Raw genomic sequence first — 15587 nt, 5'->3', positions numbered from 1 at the left:
GGCTCCCCTCCTACTTCGCCGCGCGCCTGACGACCGTTTCCGGTCCGAGCAGAGCTTCATCGAGGTCAACTTCGAGGATCCCCATGAGAATCATCATCGCGATTGTCGGCATTGGCTTGCTTTCGCGAACGACCGAAAGGCATTCCGCAAGCGTCAACGTTCCCATTTCCTCCAAGACCGCGAGAATTCGGATGCGATCACCAAGAGGTGCACCATAGCCAGCGTAGCGGATGAGATCCCTGGCATTCTGGAGCCGAGGCCCTCCCCCGAACTCGGAAAGGGACACCACCTGATATCGATAGCCCTGCTTCTCGGCTAACCTGGCAATCCAACTGACGATGCCGGCATCTGGGGAGCGGACATCCACGAGCAGTGCTTCGCTCTCAGTTTCGACAGCGAAATCGACATAGTGGTGTCGGGGATTCCGCGCCCCGGAGTCGTTGACGATAGGCTGCGGCATGCAGCGCCAAGCGGACACCTTAGGATCCAGGTCCAGCAAGCAGGCGTAATCGCGTGCCTGCTGCGAACGATACAGAGGACGACCAACGCACTTGAGCGTCGAATGAGGAAAACGGGGACGATAGTGCGGAGAAATGCAGACTTCATCGTCTGCAGAATGAGCGGTTCCAGTCGTCATGACGGCCTCTCCAACGAATAGCAATCTGGGCGGCGCCGGGAACGGTCCCGGAGATCCAATCAGTCAGCGTATTCGGAAGGTGGGCGTAAACGTCTTGCTCATAATGAGAACGTTTAGTGAACATTATTTCGGACGTCAACCAGAATTCGTCGCCGCGGTGAGACCGGGTTCATGAATGGGAGATCGCCAGCGCCTCTCTGCTGCAAGAAATGGAGGCTTTTACGGATTCCATGACTGGTGGTGTTCACGATTCAGTCATGTCCAGCAGTGCGGTGGGCCAACGCAATCGAAAATCGACACTCGCTCTCTTGTTGGTTTTGCCGTCGCCGGTTACGGTCCGTCACCGTAGTTGCAGAAATCTCGATCAGGGATTGGGATCGTCATCGTCGGGGAGAGGACCGGGACGGGAGAACAGTTCTTCCAGTGTCTTTTCTCCAGGTACGAACGTCACGTCAAATCTGCCGTCGGTGTCGACCACTCTCTGAGTGCCGCGTGTTTTAGCTGCGTCCAGCACCTCCTGGATGCGGGCCTCTGCCTCGTGTCTCTGCCAATCGAAGTTATGCGTCATCTCGGCCTCTCTCGGACGACATCATGCCAGCCTGCACAGTATAGCGAAGGAATTCGATCTCACCCCGGAGTTTTTTTCAGGACGGCAGTTTCTAACCACAGGATGATGTTACCGTGCGGATAGACCCTATTCTTTTGGTAGATACGGACATCGTCAGCCTAATGGGCCGCGTGAAGCCGCCTCCTGGACTGCGCCCATGGCTCTTGCGTGTCGGCATAGATCGCCTGGCCCTCTGCTATCCCGTCATAGCAGAACTATTGCGCGGAGCCCACCTCCGGACAAAGGACGATCCACAGAGAGCGCTTCTCATCGCCAATTGGGTCGATGACCTCATGTCAATGGCGTTTCCTTTTCCGGAAATGACATCGCAGGTGGCTATGGTCTACGCCGGGATGACGTCTGTTCCCAGCTTGCGGCACATGTGGACCGTGCAGCGCGGCCAGAAGAGCAACAGGCTCGGACACGATTTGATGATCTCCGCCGTCGCCATCGCTCATCGTATGCCGATCCTCACCGGCAACGTCGACGATTTTCTCGAGATCAACGAGCATTTCCCCCTGCCCGGCGTGTACCATCCGATGGAGGCGCGATGGTTTGTGGATCCTGGCTTCGAGGTGCCACTTCCCTATTTCGATCCAAGCGAGCCCGACCCGCACGAGAAAGCCCTGCCCAAGCTTCACAGGCCCAGCCACCGCAGTTCGTCGTAAGCGGTGTTGCCTTGGCACAGCGATGGAGTCTTCGGATCGGCTTATTTGCGTGAAGTGACCTGATAGGTTTGTGGACAAAGCAGCCAGCTCGGCCAAATCCTTAAAGTGACTTTGGAAACGGAAGACCTCTCCATGAAAGCCAGCAATCGCGTCGTTCTATCCAGCGACCACGCCGCCATTTATCTCAGGCAAACCATTGCTAGCCATGTCGCGGCAGAGGGCTGGGAAGTGGTCGATATCGGACCAACAACAGCCGAGAGCACAAACTATCCTTCCCGCGGAGAAGCTGCCGCGCAGCTTGTCGCCTCTGGCGATTGTCGTTTTGGGATCATTCTATGTGGTACCGGCCAGGGCATCATGATGGCAGCGAATAAGGTAAGGGGCATAGTTGTGGTGTATGCAGCGACATGTATTCTGCCCGCATGATTCGCCAACACAACGACGCGAACATGCTTTCGCTTGGTGCACGTGTGGTGGGCGAAGGGCTGGCACTTGATATCGTGGACGCGTTCCTCAGGGCTTCCTTTGAGGGGGGGAGACATGCAACGCGCGTGGAGATGATTGAGGCGCTGGAGGGCAGCGTCCAGTAAGGTCGGACAGTCAAGCTATACCATGTCGAGAAGCTCTATGAGAGCGATCCGCTTTTTCTGGTGAGCGTCTACAATGGCGACAAGCGTGACGGTCTGATATGCCAGTGGGGGATCGAGGGCAATTGCATCCATGATGGCGTTACCCCCTGGCAGCGAGAAGCTCTACAAGTTCCGCATGGACCTCGGGTGCTGAAAAGACGACTTCGTCACCAAACAGATCAATCGGAATGCCAGGGGGAATCGGCACCATATTACTTCGTTCAGCGCCTGCTTCTGTTGCTATTAGACCGGCTGCTGCGACATCCCAGGGAAAAAGTGTTTCCGTGTGTGCATCCAGACGTCCCATCGCAACGTAGGCGATGTCCAAGACCGGAGAAGCACTTCGTCGGACATCCTGACAATTGCGGAGCAAGGAATCGAAGCGTTTAAGGAGGAGACTGAAATCCGACTTCTCGTGCGGAAATCCGGTACTGATAATTGACTGGCTCAGGGTTGGGGGAGCTGAGACCCTAATCGGACTTCCGTTTAGCGTTGCTCCCCCTCCTTTGGTGGCCAGGAACGTCTCCGCGAGCATCGGGGCGTGAACGCATCCGGCACGCACGACGCCATCAAACGCAAAGGCTATCGAAATGCCGAAGTATCGGTGCCCACGAATGTAATTTGCCGTGCCATCGATGGGGTCGACGATCCAAAGCGGGCCGGAATAGTCGATCTCCTGCGCTGTAGCGTCTTCTTCAGACATAATCCGATGGCTGGGAAATGCAGTCTGTATGGCTGCCGATATGATCCGGTCTGAGGCGTAATCGGCAGCACACACGACGTCGGTTGCACCCTTGGCCCGAACATCCTGTTTGTATGCACTCCAATGTTCGACAACTGCCTGCCCGGCCTCCTGAGCTGCCTTCTTAGCAACCTCGATAATCTCATAAATGGCGAGCATTGCCCTGTATCCCCACTCTCCCACGCAGGGGAAAATATTAATGTATTGTCAAAAATATGGGAGTGGCTGATAGCTGTGGTCTGTCCATACCTATTAATCGCCTCACCTATAAGCCCCGACGTTCCACGGCAACAGCTCCTCAATCTGGCTCTGCTTGTGGCCGTTGACGATGGCGGTAAGCGTGCTGGACAGATAGACCTGCGGATCAACGGCATTGAGTTTGCAGGTTTCGATGAGCGAGGCGATGGTCGCCCAGTTCTCAGCTCCGGCATCGTGGCCCGCAAAGAGTGCGTTCTTCCGATTTAGGGCTATCGGCCGGATGGTCCGCTCGACGCTGTTGTTGTCGATCTCGATGCGGCCGTCGGTCAGGAAGAGCTTCAGACCATCCCAGTATTTGGCGATGTAGGCCAAAGCTTCGCCGAGCGGGGACTTCGTTTCGACGCGGGCGCGGTGATGGGCAAGCCAGTTATGCAGGTCTGCAAGGAGTGGCACTGATCGCTCCTGCCGTCCGGCGAGGCGAGCGTCCGGACCAAGGCCGCGCAGTTCGGCTTCGATGCGATACAGTTCGCCCATCCGCTTGACGCCATCCTCAGCAATCGGTGCCGAGCCGTTGCGGGTGATCTCCACCAGCTTGCGCCGCGCGTGAGCCCAGCAATAGGCAAGCTGAATGTGTGGACCGACACGCTCAGGTGCGATCAGCCTGTTGTATCCAGCATAGCCATCGACTTGCAGAATGCCGGAGAAGCCCTGCAATATCCGTTCGGCATGAAGGCCACCCCGACTAGGCGCGTAGGTGAAGGCGACCCCTGGCGGAGCACCGCTGCCCCAAGGGCGATCATCTCTCGCAAGCGCCCAGAAGTATCCGGTCTTGGTCTTCCGAGAGCCGGGATCGAGAACCGGGGCACGAGTCTCGTCCATGAATAGCTTGGTCGAGCGCTTCAGGTCGGCGATCAGCGCGTCAAACACAGGACGCAATTCGAACGCTGCCCGACCGACCCAGTCAGCCAGCGTAGAGCGGTCGAGATCGATGCCCTAGCGGCTCATAATCTGGACCTGCCGATAAAGCGGCAGATGATCGGCATATTTGGACACCAGCACGTGGGCGACCGTGCCCTCCGTCGGCAGCCCAGCCTGGATCAGCCGTGCCGGAGCCGGAGCCGGAGCTTGAACGACACCGTCGGTGCAGGCGCGGCACGCATATTTGGGACGACATGTGACAATGACGCGGAACTGCGCCGGGACACATCCAGTCGCTCTGATACATCCTCGCCAATGCAATGCAGGCCGCCGCCGCATGCGCAGACCAGGCTGTCCGGCTCGATGACCTCTTCGATACGGGGAAGATGTTTTGGAAGCGAGCCGCGAATGGTCGTGCGGGGCTTGGCAATCCTGCTTCCGCCATCCGCGCCAGCGTCGGCCTCATCCTCGGCGTGGATCGCGGCCATGGCCGTTTCCAGGTCTTCCAGTGCCAGATCGAATTGATCAGGGTCGGTCTTCTCGGATTTGCGCCCGAAGGCCGCCTGTTTGAAGGCAGCAACCAGTTTCTCAAGCCGTTCGATCCGCTCATCCTTGCGGGCGATCTGCGCAACCGTCTCCGTTTCGCGTGCTGTCGCGGCGATCAGCATCACCTTCAGGGCGGCAATGTCATCGGGAAGATCAGCGGCGTTCAGCATGGCTGGAACCTACCAAATTCCGGTCTCTATTGCCTTTGGAATCTGGTGCCGTGAGTCATCGTGCCGCAGCTATTCGACGGTCTCCGGCGTTCTCGTCTCCACTGCACGGACCCGCCGCCAATCGAGCCCTGCAAACAGCGCCTCAAACTGGGCATGCGTCAGCGTCATCAGCCCATCCTTGATACCGGGCCAGGTGAACGTGTGCTCCTCCAGTCTTTTGTAGGCCATGACGATACCGCTGCCATCCCAGTAGATCAGCTTCAGCCGATCTGCCTTGCGCGACCGGAACACGAAGACCGTTCCGGTGAACGGGTCCTTGTGCAGCTCGTTCTTCACCAGCGCCGCCAACCCGTCGTTCCCCTTGCGGAAGTCCACTGGCTTGGTCGCCACCATGATGCGGACGCGGTTCGAAGGGAAGATCATGTCGCGGCGGACGCCAATGCGCGGGCAACAGCGGCAATCCTGGCCACAGATGCACCTTCCTCAAGACGGATCGTCACCGGACCGACGATGATCTCGGCGCGCGAAACCACCTTGGTTGGTGGCAGCTCAGACGTAATGGTCTGAGGTGACTTCTCGACAACCAAGGCGGCGAATTCGACAGCATCTTCTGGCGCAGGCGAAACCAGCTTGCCCTGACGCGCCATCGTTCTCCATGACGACAGGTGGTTCGCGTTCAGCCCGTGGCGCTCGGCAACGTCATTCACAGTTGCGCCCGGTCGCAAGCTCTCCGACACGATCTGCGCCTTGATCTCGTCCGGCCATTGGCGATGGGCATCACGCCGCCCACGACGCGCTGTGAGAACCTCCAACGTAGTCTCCATGGAGAAACTCCTTCCCGCTCATCCATGGAACGTCGATCACAGATCAGGCGGCAACAGGCAACGTGGGGAGAGAACAGCGGTTACAGTTCGTCCGAACCCGGAAACGATTCGCAATAGCGCCCCTAGGCGCTACTTGTCCGGGTCCTTGGCATTCCACCTCCTCAGGTTTTCTCTGCGTTTCCCTTGGGACACCGTCCTCCGACCGACCTTGGCTGGCACGAATCCAACCTTTGACAGCGCATCGCCAAGCGTTTCGTTGTCGTCCGCCATCTCGCCGATCGGGCCAACCTCGCCGGCTTTGCCCTCATCGTTCTTTCCACCGTGTGGCATACCAATCTCCGATTCCAACAGTCCGCCATCGCGAAGATGTTACCAGCTTTGGGTATGCGCTACACCTTAGCCCGTTTGGCAGCTTGCCTGAAGGACGTCCTGCAACGTCCACCAGAGATTTCCGGAATTCGGCAAAGCCACAAACGATCGCTTTCGGCAGCCAGCAGCAGTCGTTGGCCCAACATCAAGGAACAACCGATTTGGGGCCGGAGGCCGACTGGCGGCTCCCAGGAGGCGCAACTGCAAAAGCGGACGATCAAACCATCGACCTTCTCTGTGTAAGAGAGATGGCTTGGATTGGGCCACTTGCGGCTCGTCCGCTCCCAATCTGGAGTGCCCAAATACAGCGGATACTGGGTGAGGATCGAGTACGCCGGTGCTGATCGCAAGCGCAGTACCGAGTGAGAATGGTTGGGAGGTCATTGCTGTATGAGGCTTCAGAGCGAACCGAGCCGCTTTCAGTTTGATCAAATATTGCTTTACCCATAGTCACCAACTACGTTCGATCAACGGATGGGGAATGGCGGGAAAAACGGGGTTAATTCGTGGCGGGCAGGAGGGAAGTTCCGACGAGTGCGGCGTCGGATATCAAGAGTGCCAAAGCCTCTCAGCAGGTAAGAAAAGCACGGGTTAAACCTTCGCCCGATATCGTGCTCGACGAGCCCAACTATGTGCCGCCCGATTATGGTGCCAGCCGGCGCACGCGGATCGGCTCAAGTGTCATCGAACAATTCGTCGCCGGTCATGATGCCGGCGACGTCCTACGTGAGCTAGTTCAAAACGAGTATGATGGCGGTGGCGAAAAGCTCACTCTGACCTTCGGGAGCAAGTCGCTCGAGGTGGTCGGTTCGGGTCGCAATATCGAGCGTAGCGGCTGGGAGCGGCTCTCGGTGATCGTCGGGACCGGCAATGTCATGGGCACTCGCGGCGCAGAAGTCGTCGCGCCGAAGGAGAATGGAATAGGTTCGAAGAATTTCGGGCTGCGGTCGCTGTTCCGCTTTGGGGATGAAATCCACATCCGATCTGCCGGGCAGGTAGCCCTCCTCGACCTTCAGACGCAGGAGACCGGTCGCGCCCCCGATCCACAATCTCGGGAGGTGAAGGGCGTACGCCTGTACGTGCCCTATCGGACCCGATCGAGCGAAACCCTTGAGGCGTTCACTGTTGAGCGAGAGGCGCATGCGCTGGACCTGATGGCGACGAGCATGCCCGATACACTGCTCAAGCTGGCGCATAGCGGGAAGAAGTCGGGCCTTCACGAAGTCAACGTTCGTTCGATCCGAACCGGACGCGTCCTGCGTTGGCGACAAGAGGCGTCACCAGATCGCTGCCGTACATCCGGAGTATCGATGATCTCCCGGCGCGGCCGGATGAGTGATGGCGACGCGCGTGTCATCTCTTTCCAGGAAGAGGAGTTCTCGCGAACCGTCGAATTGCCGGCGGAATATGCAGATCGCCGGTTCCCATCGTACTACAGGGCCGCCGGCGGCAGGGTGAAGATCGCGGTCTCGGTGCCGATCGCGCGACGCAAGATCGATATCGGCCATAACGGCCACTTCTACTATCCATTGAAGGCTCCGGCCTCGCGAACCGGTTGCCCGGTGAGCGTGAGCGCTCCGTTCGACCTCAATCAAGATCGCAGCGGTCTCAACGATCTCCAGTGGAACGACTGGCTAATCGATCAGGCGGTCGAACTGGTGATGGACCTGCTCGTTTCCGACTGGTTCGTGCGATATGGCGCAGATGCCTTCACAACGCTCGCGGGCGTCGGCGCTGCCACGCCCGATCGGTTCGCGACGATGTTGGCGGAACGGCTCAGAGAGGATGCATGTTGGCCAACGCGCGCAACGGGCGACCGGCGATTGCAAAAAGCGAAGGAGATCGTGCTGCCAAGCGACGACCTCTACGCCGGCTTCCTCGGCGACGCGTGCTATCTCGATCCCGCGCTCGGTGCTGACGAGAATCTACGCAAGTTTGCGGAAAAATGCGGGGCGAAGCCGTTTACGGTCGCATCCCTCGTTCGGCTGCGTTGCGCGGGTGAAAATGAGAAGAGCCTGAAAACCACGATCGAAGGAGCAGCAAACTATCATTTCACGAACTATGGCAAGTCGACACGCGAGCTGGATATGCAAAAGCGCCAAGCATCGGCGCTTTCGGCATTCCCGCGACGGCTCTCAAAGCAGATGCGGTTCGATCTCGGCAACACGGCCTCGACGCTCAGCGCAACAGGCGACCTGAGACCAGCCGTGGAACTGATGATTGTCGACCCGGACCTCTGGGCTGACTGTCCAGAGCCCGAGGCGAACCGACTTCACCCCGACCTTGTGCCGTTCAAGCCGATTTCCGGGCACTGCCGCGTCTTTGACGAAGAGCAATGGCTGATAGACGCTTCCAAGCGTGCCGCGGACGCGGCGCCGGACGACCGGGAGCGCGAAACGCTCTACCGAAAGCTGCTCGCGCGTGAGACGCCAATCAGCCGAGCTGCCTTGTCGGCATTGCGCAGCAATCCGGTGATAAAGAACCAACGTGGCGACTGGGTTGCCCCCGTGGAGATGGTCAATCTCAAGAAGAAGCTCGCCCGTTTCCTTGATCCCGCGATCGACGGACCGTCCGCGGAACTGCTTGCAGCACCTAACCTGATTGCACGCTTGCGGATTCGTGAAAACCTCAGCGGCGCCGATCTCGTTCGCTTCGCCGGGTTCGTCGAGGATCGGCCGGAGACTGCCGTACCCTTCGAGAAGTTGCTCACAGAGAATCTTAAACTGTTGAGCGCCGCGATTGTCGAAGAATTGCGCGAGATAGCCTGGCTTAAGACCAGGTCAGGAAGGCTCGCCGCACCCGAGACTCTCCACCTAGATACTGCGACCAACCGGCTCTGCATCGGTAACGATGACTTGATTGTCGCCAGCACGAATGAGCTTCTTCATCACAAGCTGAAACTGAAGACCGCGCCGGACAGCGACACGCTGCTTGAGATCATCGAGGCACATCGTGACCGGACCGAGCCGCTGCCGCGGCCGGACCTCGTTTATCCTGCCCTTGTCGCAGCGATCGGACGCGAACGACGCGCAAAGGCCGAGTTCGCGGACCAAAGCGTCTGCTGGGTACAGGATGACTATCACGCCCCGTCGGATATCTTAGTCGGCCCGCGAATCCCCGCGCTGTTGGCCGAAGCAATCCCGGTCTATCGGCACGCCGACGATGTCGGACACGCGTATCAGGCCCTCGGCGCGCCGGGGTCGCCAACGGACGAACATTGGACGCGCTTCTTTGAATTCGTCGATATCGAGTGGGACATCGAGGGACCGATCGACCAGCGCCGACGTCGTGTACTGCTCGAAGCATATAATCTTCGCGGTCTACTGGGATTGCCGGCCGGCTTGGAGAATGTCAGTTGCTTGCTCGACGATCGTTCTCGCCTGTTCACGCTTGCCCAGCTCCGGGCGGGGCAGCTAGTCGAGCCCGACTTTGCAGCGCTCGAACAGGAATTGCGCGCGACCGATAGCAAGATCGGCATCATCGAGCGCTCAGAGCGATCGCGGGTTTTCTTTACCGCCCTCGGTATTCGACCGCTATCGGCCATCGCCGGAACCGGCCAGCCCGAGCTTGGGTTACCCGGACGACCGCATCTCTGGTACAAGCCAAAGCATAGCGAGCGCGTCCTTGCGATGTTGCATCGGCCGCTATTTGCGCGCGCGCTCTATGAGGTCGCATTCCGCAACCGCCACGGTCATGCGGGGTTCGTTCCGGCGAGCCGCAACGAGATCGCCGGGCGCTTGGCGACGATCACCGAGATTGCGTTCTTTCAGTCGATAGGACGTCGCTACTCGGTCGGCGGCGCCAGCGTGCTGATACCGGCGCAAGTTGCCGTCAGCGAGCAGCGTATCGAATTTGTGGCGCCAAAAACCAAGGGTAGCTTCCAGCTATTGCTGGCCGAGGCGCTCGCGGAGATCGCCGGCGCGACCAGCGTAGGAACGATGCGCAGTCTTGCCAATGCCTTCCTTCCGTTGGTTATCGCAGGGACGCTCGAAGAGCTCACCGACTATCTTGATCGCATGGGGATCCCGCGCGGGCGGGAATGGGAGCTCGAAGACGACGGTGATGGTGATTTCGATAAGGAGGACGGTGACGACGACGCCGAGGAGATTGCGCTCCGCCAGGTTTTCGACAATCTCGACACCGATTGGTACAGGAGCGACTCCGAGCCGCCACGGGTCGAGCCCGCACCGCCTCCTCCCCCTAATCCCCCACCGCCACCTACGCGACCGCCTGCGTCGCCACCGTTCAAGCTTCCCGATATAGATGAAGTCGATCTGACGGTCGCGCCTGCAAAGGGAAGTCGGATCGAGCCGCAGCAATCGTCGGGCGGCGGCGGCAGCTCCGGCACGTGGCTGCCGCCGACGCTGGCGGAGGTCGAGCGCGCCGGGCTGCTCGGCAGGCGCGGCGAGGAACTGATCTATCGGATGGAGCTAAAGAAGGTCCGCGAGTTCGGCTACGACGAGCCGGAGCGCTACGTTATCTGGACCTCTTGCGACGAACCCGGTGCCGACCATGATATCCGTTCGATCGACGCGGAAGGGCGTCCCCGATGGCTTGAGGTCAAGGCCACCACTGGGACAGATGGCCGATTTGATTGGTCGCGCAAGGAATTCGAGAAGGCGTTCCGGGAGCGCGATCGTTACGAGTTGTGGCGGGTCTACCGCGTCGCCGATCAAGCGCCGATCGCGAAGTGCTTTCCTAATCCTGCAAGGATGCTAGGGGCGCGACAAATACTGCTTGAGCTCGGTTCACTGCGCGCCAAGATTGAGGATATCGACTGAGCGTCAGCATAGTCGGGTCCACATCCCGCGCGTAAGAGGCGCAACGCCGGCGCACTGGCGCGAGAATCAGCGATGCATGCCGAAGCACCTGCTGCTACAGCAGCAGCGGCGCGACCAAGCGGGCCGGCCTTCACTACTCGAAAAGGGCGATCCTGCCGGCCTGAAGGCATTGATCAACCGCGCGCTACTTCGCGTTCCGCTGTCAGGTGATGATTGTAGCCGGGCATCGGGCATTGCGGATCTCACTCCGCAATTTCTAGACGTGCTGGGCACCACCGAGCTACGGCTGTTTTCAGGAAGTAGGCAATCGCGGTTGAGTAGCCGAAATGAGGGCGCAAAGCTGCCCAACGCCGCATCGCTATCGGTTGGGGCATTTGTTCCATATTCTGGGGTTTCCGGCACTAGGTAGCAACTGCCACCACATAAGATCCGCCATCGACGGACACCTCCGCCTTCCCAGCGTCTACCATCTGGAAGACACACGACATCTCGCCATCGGTATGACCGGCGAACTTCGAACAGGATAGTTAGAATTCGATCAAATCCATTTCCGGGACAGAAGGGCCAGCCTGCTACACAACCATACAACAAGGAGCTGGCGATGGCTGTGAAGTCAGATGACGAACGGAGCGAAGACGCGGGGGTGCTGATGAGACGCATCCTTGCGAGCCGCAAGTCCATCGCCAAAGCCCAGTTCGACATGATCTCGAACGTCGGTCGAATGCGCACGTCCATGAGCGATGATGATCTTCGCAGTTTCCTGGTCGTCGAATGCGGTATCGCACGCAACGATCTGCCATCGATTTTCGCCTTCGATGAGGTTCTCGGATCTTTCGAACCCTTGCTGCGCAAGCGCTCCGTACCGTTCCAGGTAGTGAAGGCGCTGATCGCGACGGATGCCGACACAAGACGAGTTGCGCTTGAAGCGCTTGCATCAGGAACTAACGTTGATGTTTCGACCATCGCGACGCTGCGTCGTCTGGCCCTCCGAAGCAAGATCGGGGAGCGTGCTTATTCCGAGCGCAGTCGCCAACGCGCGATGACCACTGCGGCCTCGGCCCAGACATCTGCGCGGGTCCATAGGCTCTCCGAGAATGTGGCCGCCCTCCTTCGCGACATAGATGACTTCGTCTACCGCTTTGTTGGAGAGCCGCGGCCATACGAGGACACCGTTGACCGATCCGACAAGTGCCGATCAGCGGCAAAGGGTGTGAAATCGAAAGCTGCGGCCGTTCTTAGCGAATTCAGATCGGTTTATGGAGAAGTCAGGCTGCCGAAAGGTGGTGTCACTGGATTCAGCACGGGGTCTCATCGGCACAAACTCGCCGCCGCCCAGGAATCCTTGAAACGCTTCGCCGAGGGAAGATTCGCTTGGTATAGCGGCTTCAGCGGCTTCGGCTTCGAACCGGGCTATCTTTGGCAAACGGAACTTCAGGACGCGCTCGAATATCTGCTCCCCTGTGATCTGGACCCTGAACCGATATCCGATGAAAACGATGCCGCCGCCAAACCATTAAGATTCGTGGAGATTTGTGCCGGTGCTGGCGGCCAGGCAATCGGCCTGCTCGGCGCGGGTTTCAAGCCCGCCGCTCTCTACGACATGGATCTGAACGCGACCCGTACGCTTAAGCAGAATTGGAACTGGTTCGTCCGGCGAAAGCGTCTGGAGAAGGTCACCGAGATTGAACTACGCCAGTATCACGGCATCGACCTACTGGCTGGCGGCGTAGAGTGCAGAGCATTCTCGCGAGCAGGAAAGCAACGCGGCCAGGACGACAAGCGGAACCTGTTCGATGAGGCCGTCAGATACGTCGACATCATCAGACCCCGGGCGTTCTTCTTCGAGAACGTCGAAGGCTTCGAGGACAAGAAGTTCATCCAATACCGCGCGAGCGTGTTCAGGCGCTTGGAGGCGCTGGACTATCGCATCGGCCTGCACAAATTGAACGCACACGATTTCGGACTTGCCCAGTCGCGCGAGCGGGTCGTGCTGGTCGGCATTCGCAACGACGAGCCCGGTCTGTTCTTCTCACCGCAAGGCACCGGGCGGACAAACATGCGGGAAGCGCTTGCCGAGGTGATGTTCCCGCACCGTGGCCTGGGCGATGCCGAATATGATCGATGGGCGGAAAATTGGCTCAGCCGATATGGCGGAGAGACCTCCTATACAGTGGTATCGAGCCTCTACAAGAACGAAGGCGACATCCGGCAGCGATGGAAAGACGACCTCGGCTTCGCCATCGACCCAGTGCATATCGGCGACGGGCCGGCCCCTCTCGGAGCTATCAAGGACCTGAAGAGCTTGCCCTATCTGACGGTCGACGTAGCTCGGGTGCTCCAGGGCTTCCCGCGGGCGTGGCAATTCGCCGGTAAGGCAGACCGCCAGTTCTACCAAATCGGAAACGCATTCCCTCCGCAAATGTCGAAGGCGATCGGCATCGCCATTGCGAGTGCGCTGTCGGCCCGCCTCCCGAATTCGATCGATGCGCCACCTCTCGTCCCCTTCGACGAATCCTTGATTGGAATGAAACCAACTAAGGTACCCAGGCTCATTCTGAATGCGATGACGATGGAGGACGTCAACGATCTGAAGGAGCGCTACGGCAGGCAATTCCGCGACTACAAAAAGCTCAAGGCTCAGGTCCTGAAGAGTCGGCGAGCCCGAAAGCGCGAAATGCGTGAGTATCTCGAGTTCCACCGCGGCAAGCCTGAGCAGATCGTTGAGACTATCGGAACTTCAGATCCGCCCGGCTCGTGAAGTGTTCTCCGATCGCCTCCTGGATATGCCGGGCCTCGGGCCGGTCCATCCGTTCGACCAGCTTTCCATCTACGAAGAGCTGCCCCAAAACCCCCTTCTCGCTCCAGACGAAGCTGACCTCATGTCCGGCCGCGTCCTCGACAGTCAGCGTCTGAATCTTGCGGTCGGCGGAGATGGAGAAGGCGATCTCAGAGCTATCCGGCCCGCATAGATCGCTGAGCTCCGCATATGCCACCGCCGTTTCCGGCGACACTTGCTTATCGACGGTTCCTCGCGGGATGAGAATGCACTCCTTCAGATAAAGCCCGATCCCATTGACGAACTCGGCCATGTCGTCCCCTTCCAGGTATTGGAGCTGCTCGCTCTGCCTTGGAATGAATCCAACCCAGCCGGTATCGCCGAGCCGCACCCCCGAATGGATGTCGGCAGTCAACTCGACGTCTTCCCACTCGGCCCTGTCCTTCCCGGTCTCCGACTTGCCCGGCACGTAGAGTTCGACTGGCAGCCTCCAGTCGCCCGAACCCTTGCTCCTGAAGACAAGGTTCAGACTTCCGTCGTTGCGCTCGCCCCGCATGACCAGACCTCTCTCTTTTAGAATATGGCCGTACCGTTCCTTCGCCTCGATCATGATCTGCGTGTAGTAGCCCATGGAATCGTTCTCCGTCTCCGATACGCAGAGGATTCAAAGCGGGCACGCAAGACACAAAGCTGGCGCGACAGGATTCGCGCTTCAAAAGCGGTCAAATTGTTGACACAAGAACTTAACAAGAACATGTAAAATGCTGAAATTTCATGGTATTTTTTATATGGACTCCAGGCGCAACGTGTGCATTACTGTCAGCGCTCTTAGTCGCCGGAGGCAGCGATGATGAAGATATCGATAGCCGAGACAGGTCAGGCCTAAAGCCAACGCAGGAAGGCGAACGAGCTCCTTCCGACGCCGAAGACCCGTGCTCCGGCCAGAGCGAACCCAGAAAAAACTTTCATTATTTTAAAGCCTACAGCTTCTAGCTGGCGGACAAGTTTCTGATCGTCATTTAGGACCAGTCTTATAGCTGGTGATCCTGACGGAGTTTCCACGATGATGTATGTAGCAAACGAAGCCATCCTCTTCCGCTTCCCGGCCGCGATCACCGCCGCCATAGCCTGATCCTTCACTGACATTTCCCTCTGATTTCGCCCGGCACGCGCTGCCAGGAATGCACCCTCGTGTCCTGAAGAAAGTTTCTCTGATGAAGATGTCGACCAGATCCGCACGCGCTCCACCCTGACCTGATACCCACCGCGCGTGCGGCCCCCGAAGTTCCAGAAATGCCGCAACCCCGACCGCTCCGGGGATCGACGGCGCACGTCTGCATGTCACCAAAAAGGATACCGACATGAACCCTGCATCCAGCACCTCCAGCCAGCCCCGCCCCATGGCCTTCACGAGAGGTGAGATCGAAATCCATCGCGAGTTTGCACGCAAATGCATCCGTGCGAAGCAGTTTGAAGACCTTTCGTCGCGATACACGGCGATGAAAACGGAATGCCATCGTCGCGGGCTGCGTGCGTGCAACTTTCAGGAGTTCCGGAACGCGATCCGCCTCAGCCGCCTTGGAGCTCTCCGACGCCGGAATCTGGTGAAAGCCTCTGCGCCGGCGCTGGAATACTATTTCGGCACTCCCACCGAAAGTGCGCTTATCCATGAGCACGACAGTCTTTTGAAACTCTGGCGGCGGCGCTGATCGGAGGACTGAA

General features: G+C 58.9%; 11 protein-coding genes and 2 pseudogenes. 5 read left to right on the top strand and 8 right to left on the bottom strand.

What is annotated here, in order from left to right; all coding sequences use genetic code 11:
* Positions 1-10 precede the first annotated feature (10 nt).
* Together NHF53_RS07990 and NHF53_RS07985 are read right to left on the bottom strand one after the other, a co-directional pair.
* On the bottom strand, positions 11-637 hold the full coding sequence (locus tag NHF53_RS07990; RefSeq protein ID WP_114363022.1) for a hypothetical protein: 627 nt from the start codon (positions 635-637) through the stop codon (positions 11-13).
* 364 nt (positions 638-1001) lie between these two features.
* Positions 1002-1205: a hypothetical protein gene (locus NHF53_RS07985; protein ID WP_114363021.1), complete on the bottom strand. Its 204-nt coding sequence runs from the start codon at positions 1203-1205 to the stop codon at positions 1002-1004.
* A 332-nt stretch (positions 1206-1537) separates the two neighbouring features.
* On the opposite strand from NHF53_RS07985, the gene NHF53_RS07980 reads away from it, so the two are divergent.
* A complete protein-coding gene (locus NHF53_RS07980) occupies positions 1538-1912 on the top strand; it encodes a hypothetical protein (RefSeq protein WP_252833750.1) in 375 nt (124 codons plus the stop codon).
* A 132-nt stretch (positions 1913-2044) separates the two neighbouring features.
* Positions 2045-2502, top strand: a pseudogene (gene rpiB, locus NHF53_RS07975) (ribose 5-phosphate isomerase B).
* Between the two features lie 139 nt (positions 2503-2641).
* Here the strand turns inward: rpiB and NHF53_RS07970 are convergent.
* The 5 genes and pseudogenes from NHF53_RS07970 to NHF53_RS07950 all read right to left on the bottom strand — a co-directional run bounded on the left by NHF53_RS07970 (position 2642) and on the right by NHF53_RS07950 (position 6269).
* Positions 2642-3442: an inositol monophosphatase family protein gene (locus tag NHF53_RS07970; protein WP_252833749.1), complete on the bottom strand. Its 801-nt coding sequence runs from the start codon at positions 3440-3442 to the stop codon at positions 2642-2644.
* A 102-nt stretch (positions 3443-3544) separates the two neighbouring features.
* A pseudogene (locus NHF53_RS07965) lies at positions 3545-5115 on the bottom strand (IS66 family transposase).
* Between the two features lie 69 nt (positions 5116-5184).
* A complete protein-coding gene (gene tnpB, locus NHF53_RS07960) occupies positions 5185-5538 on the bottom strand; it encodes an IS66 family insertion sequence element accessory protein TnpB (RefSeq protein ID WP_252833748.1) in 354 nt (117 codons plus the stop codon).
* Positions 5535-5939 carry a transposase gene (locus NHF53_RS07955; RefSeq protein WP_252833747.1) on the bottom strand — a complete coding sequence of 135 codons (405 nt, stop codon included), beginning with the start codon at positions 5937-5939 and terminating at the stop codon, positions 5535-5537. The genes tnpB and NHF53_RS07955 overlap by 4 nt, the downstream gene beginning before the upstream one ends.
* A 129-nt stretch (positions 5940-6068) precedes the next feature.
* A complete protein-coding gene (locus tag NHF53_RS07950) occupies positions 6069-6269 on the bottom strand; it encodes a hypothetical protein (protein WP_252833746.1) in 201 nt (66 codons plus the stop codon).
* Positions 6270-6814: 545 nt separating this feature from the next.
* On the opposite strand from NHF53_RS07950, the gene NHF53_RS24165 reads away from it, so the two are divergent.
* Both NHF53_RS24165 and NHF53_RS07940 read left to right on the top strand, forming a co-directional pair.
* Positions 6815-11089, top strand: coding sequence for a DUF3883 domain-containing protein (locus tag NHF53_RS24165; RefSeq protein WP_252833745.1), 4275 nt, complete (start codon positions 6815-6817; stop codon positions 11087-11089).
* A gap of 601 nt (positions 11090-11690) precedes the next feature.
* A complete protein-coding gene (locus NHF53_RS07940) occupies positions 11691-13847 on the top strand; it encodes a DNA cytosine methyltransferase (protein ID WP_252833744.1) in 2157 nt (718 codons plus the stop codon).
* Here NHF53_RS07940 and NHF53_RS07935 read toward each other — a convergent pair.
* A complete protein-coding gene (locus NHF53_RS07935) occupies positions 13816-14475 on the bottom strand; it encodes a hypothetical protein (RefSeq protein ID WP_252833743.1) in 660 nt (219 codons plus the stop codon). The two genes, NHF53_RS07940 and NHF53_RS07935, sit on opposite strands and share 32 nt — an antisense overlap.
* A gap of 751 nt (positions 14476-15226) precedes the next feature.
* On the opposite strand from NHF53_RS07935, the gene NHF53_RS07930 reads away from it, so the two are divergent.
* Entirely contained in the window at positions 15227-15574 is a 348-nt protein-coding gene (locus NHF53_RS07930; protein WP_252833742.1) for a hypothetical protein, read from the top strand.
* Positions 15575-15587 lie beyond the last annotated feature (13 nt).

It is taken from the genome of Ciceribacter sp. RN22 (assembly GCF_024054295.1).
GTDB classification, from domain to species: domain Bacteria; phylum Pseudomonadota; class Alphaproteobacteria; order Rhizobiales; family Rhizobiaceae; genus Allorhizobium; species Allorhizobium lividum.
Note: the sequence above shows the minus strand (reverse complement) of the source record. Positions and strands in the feature narration are given on the sequence as shown.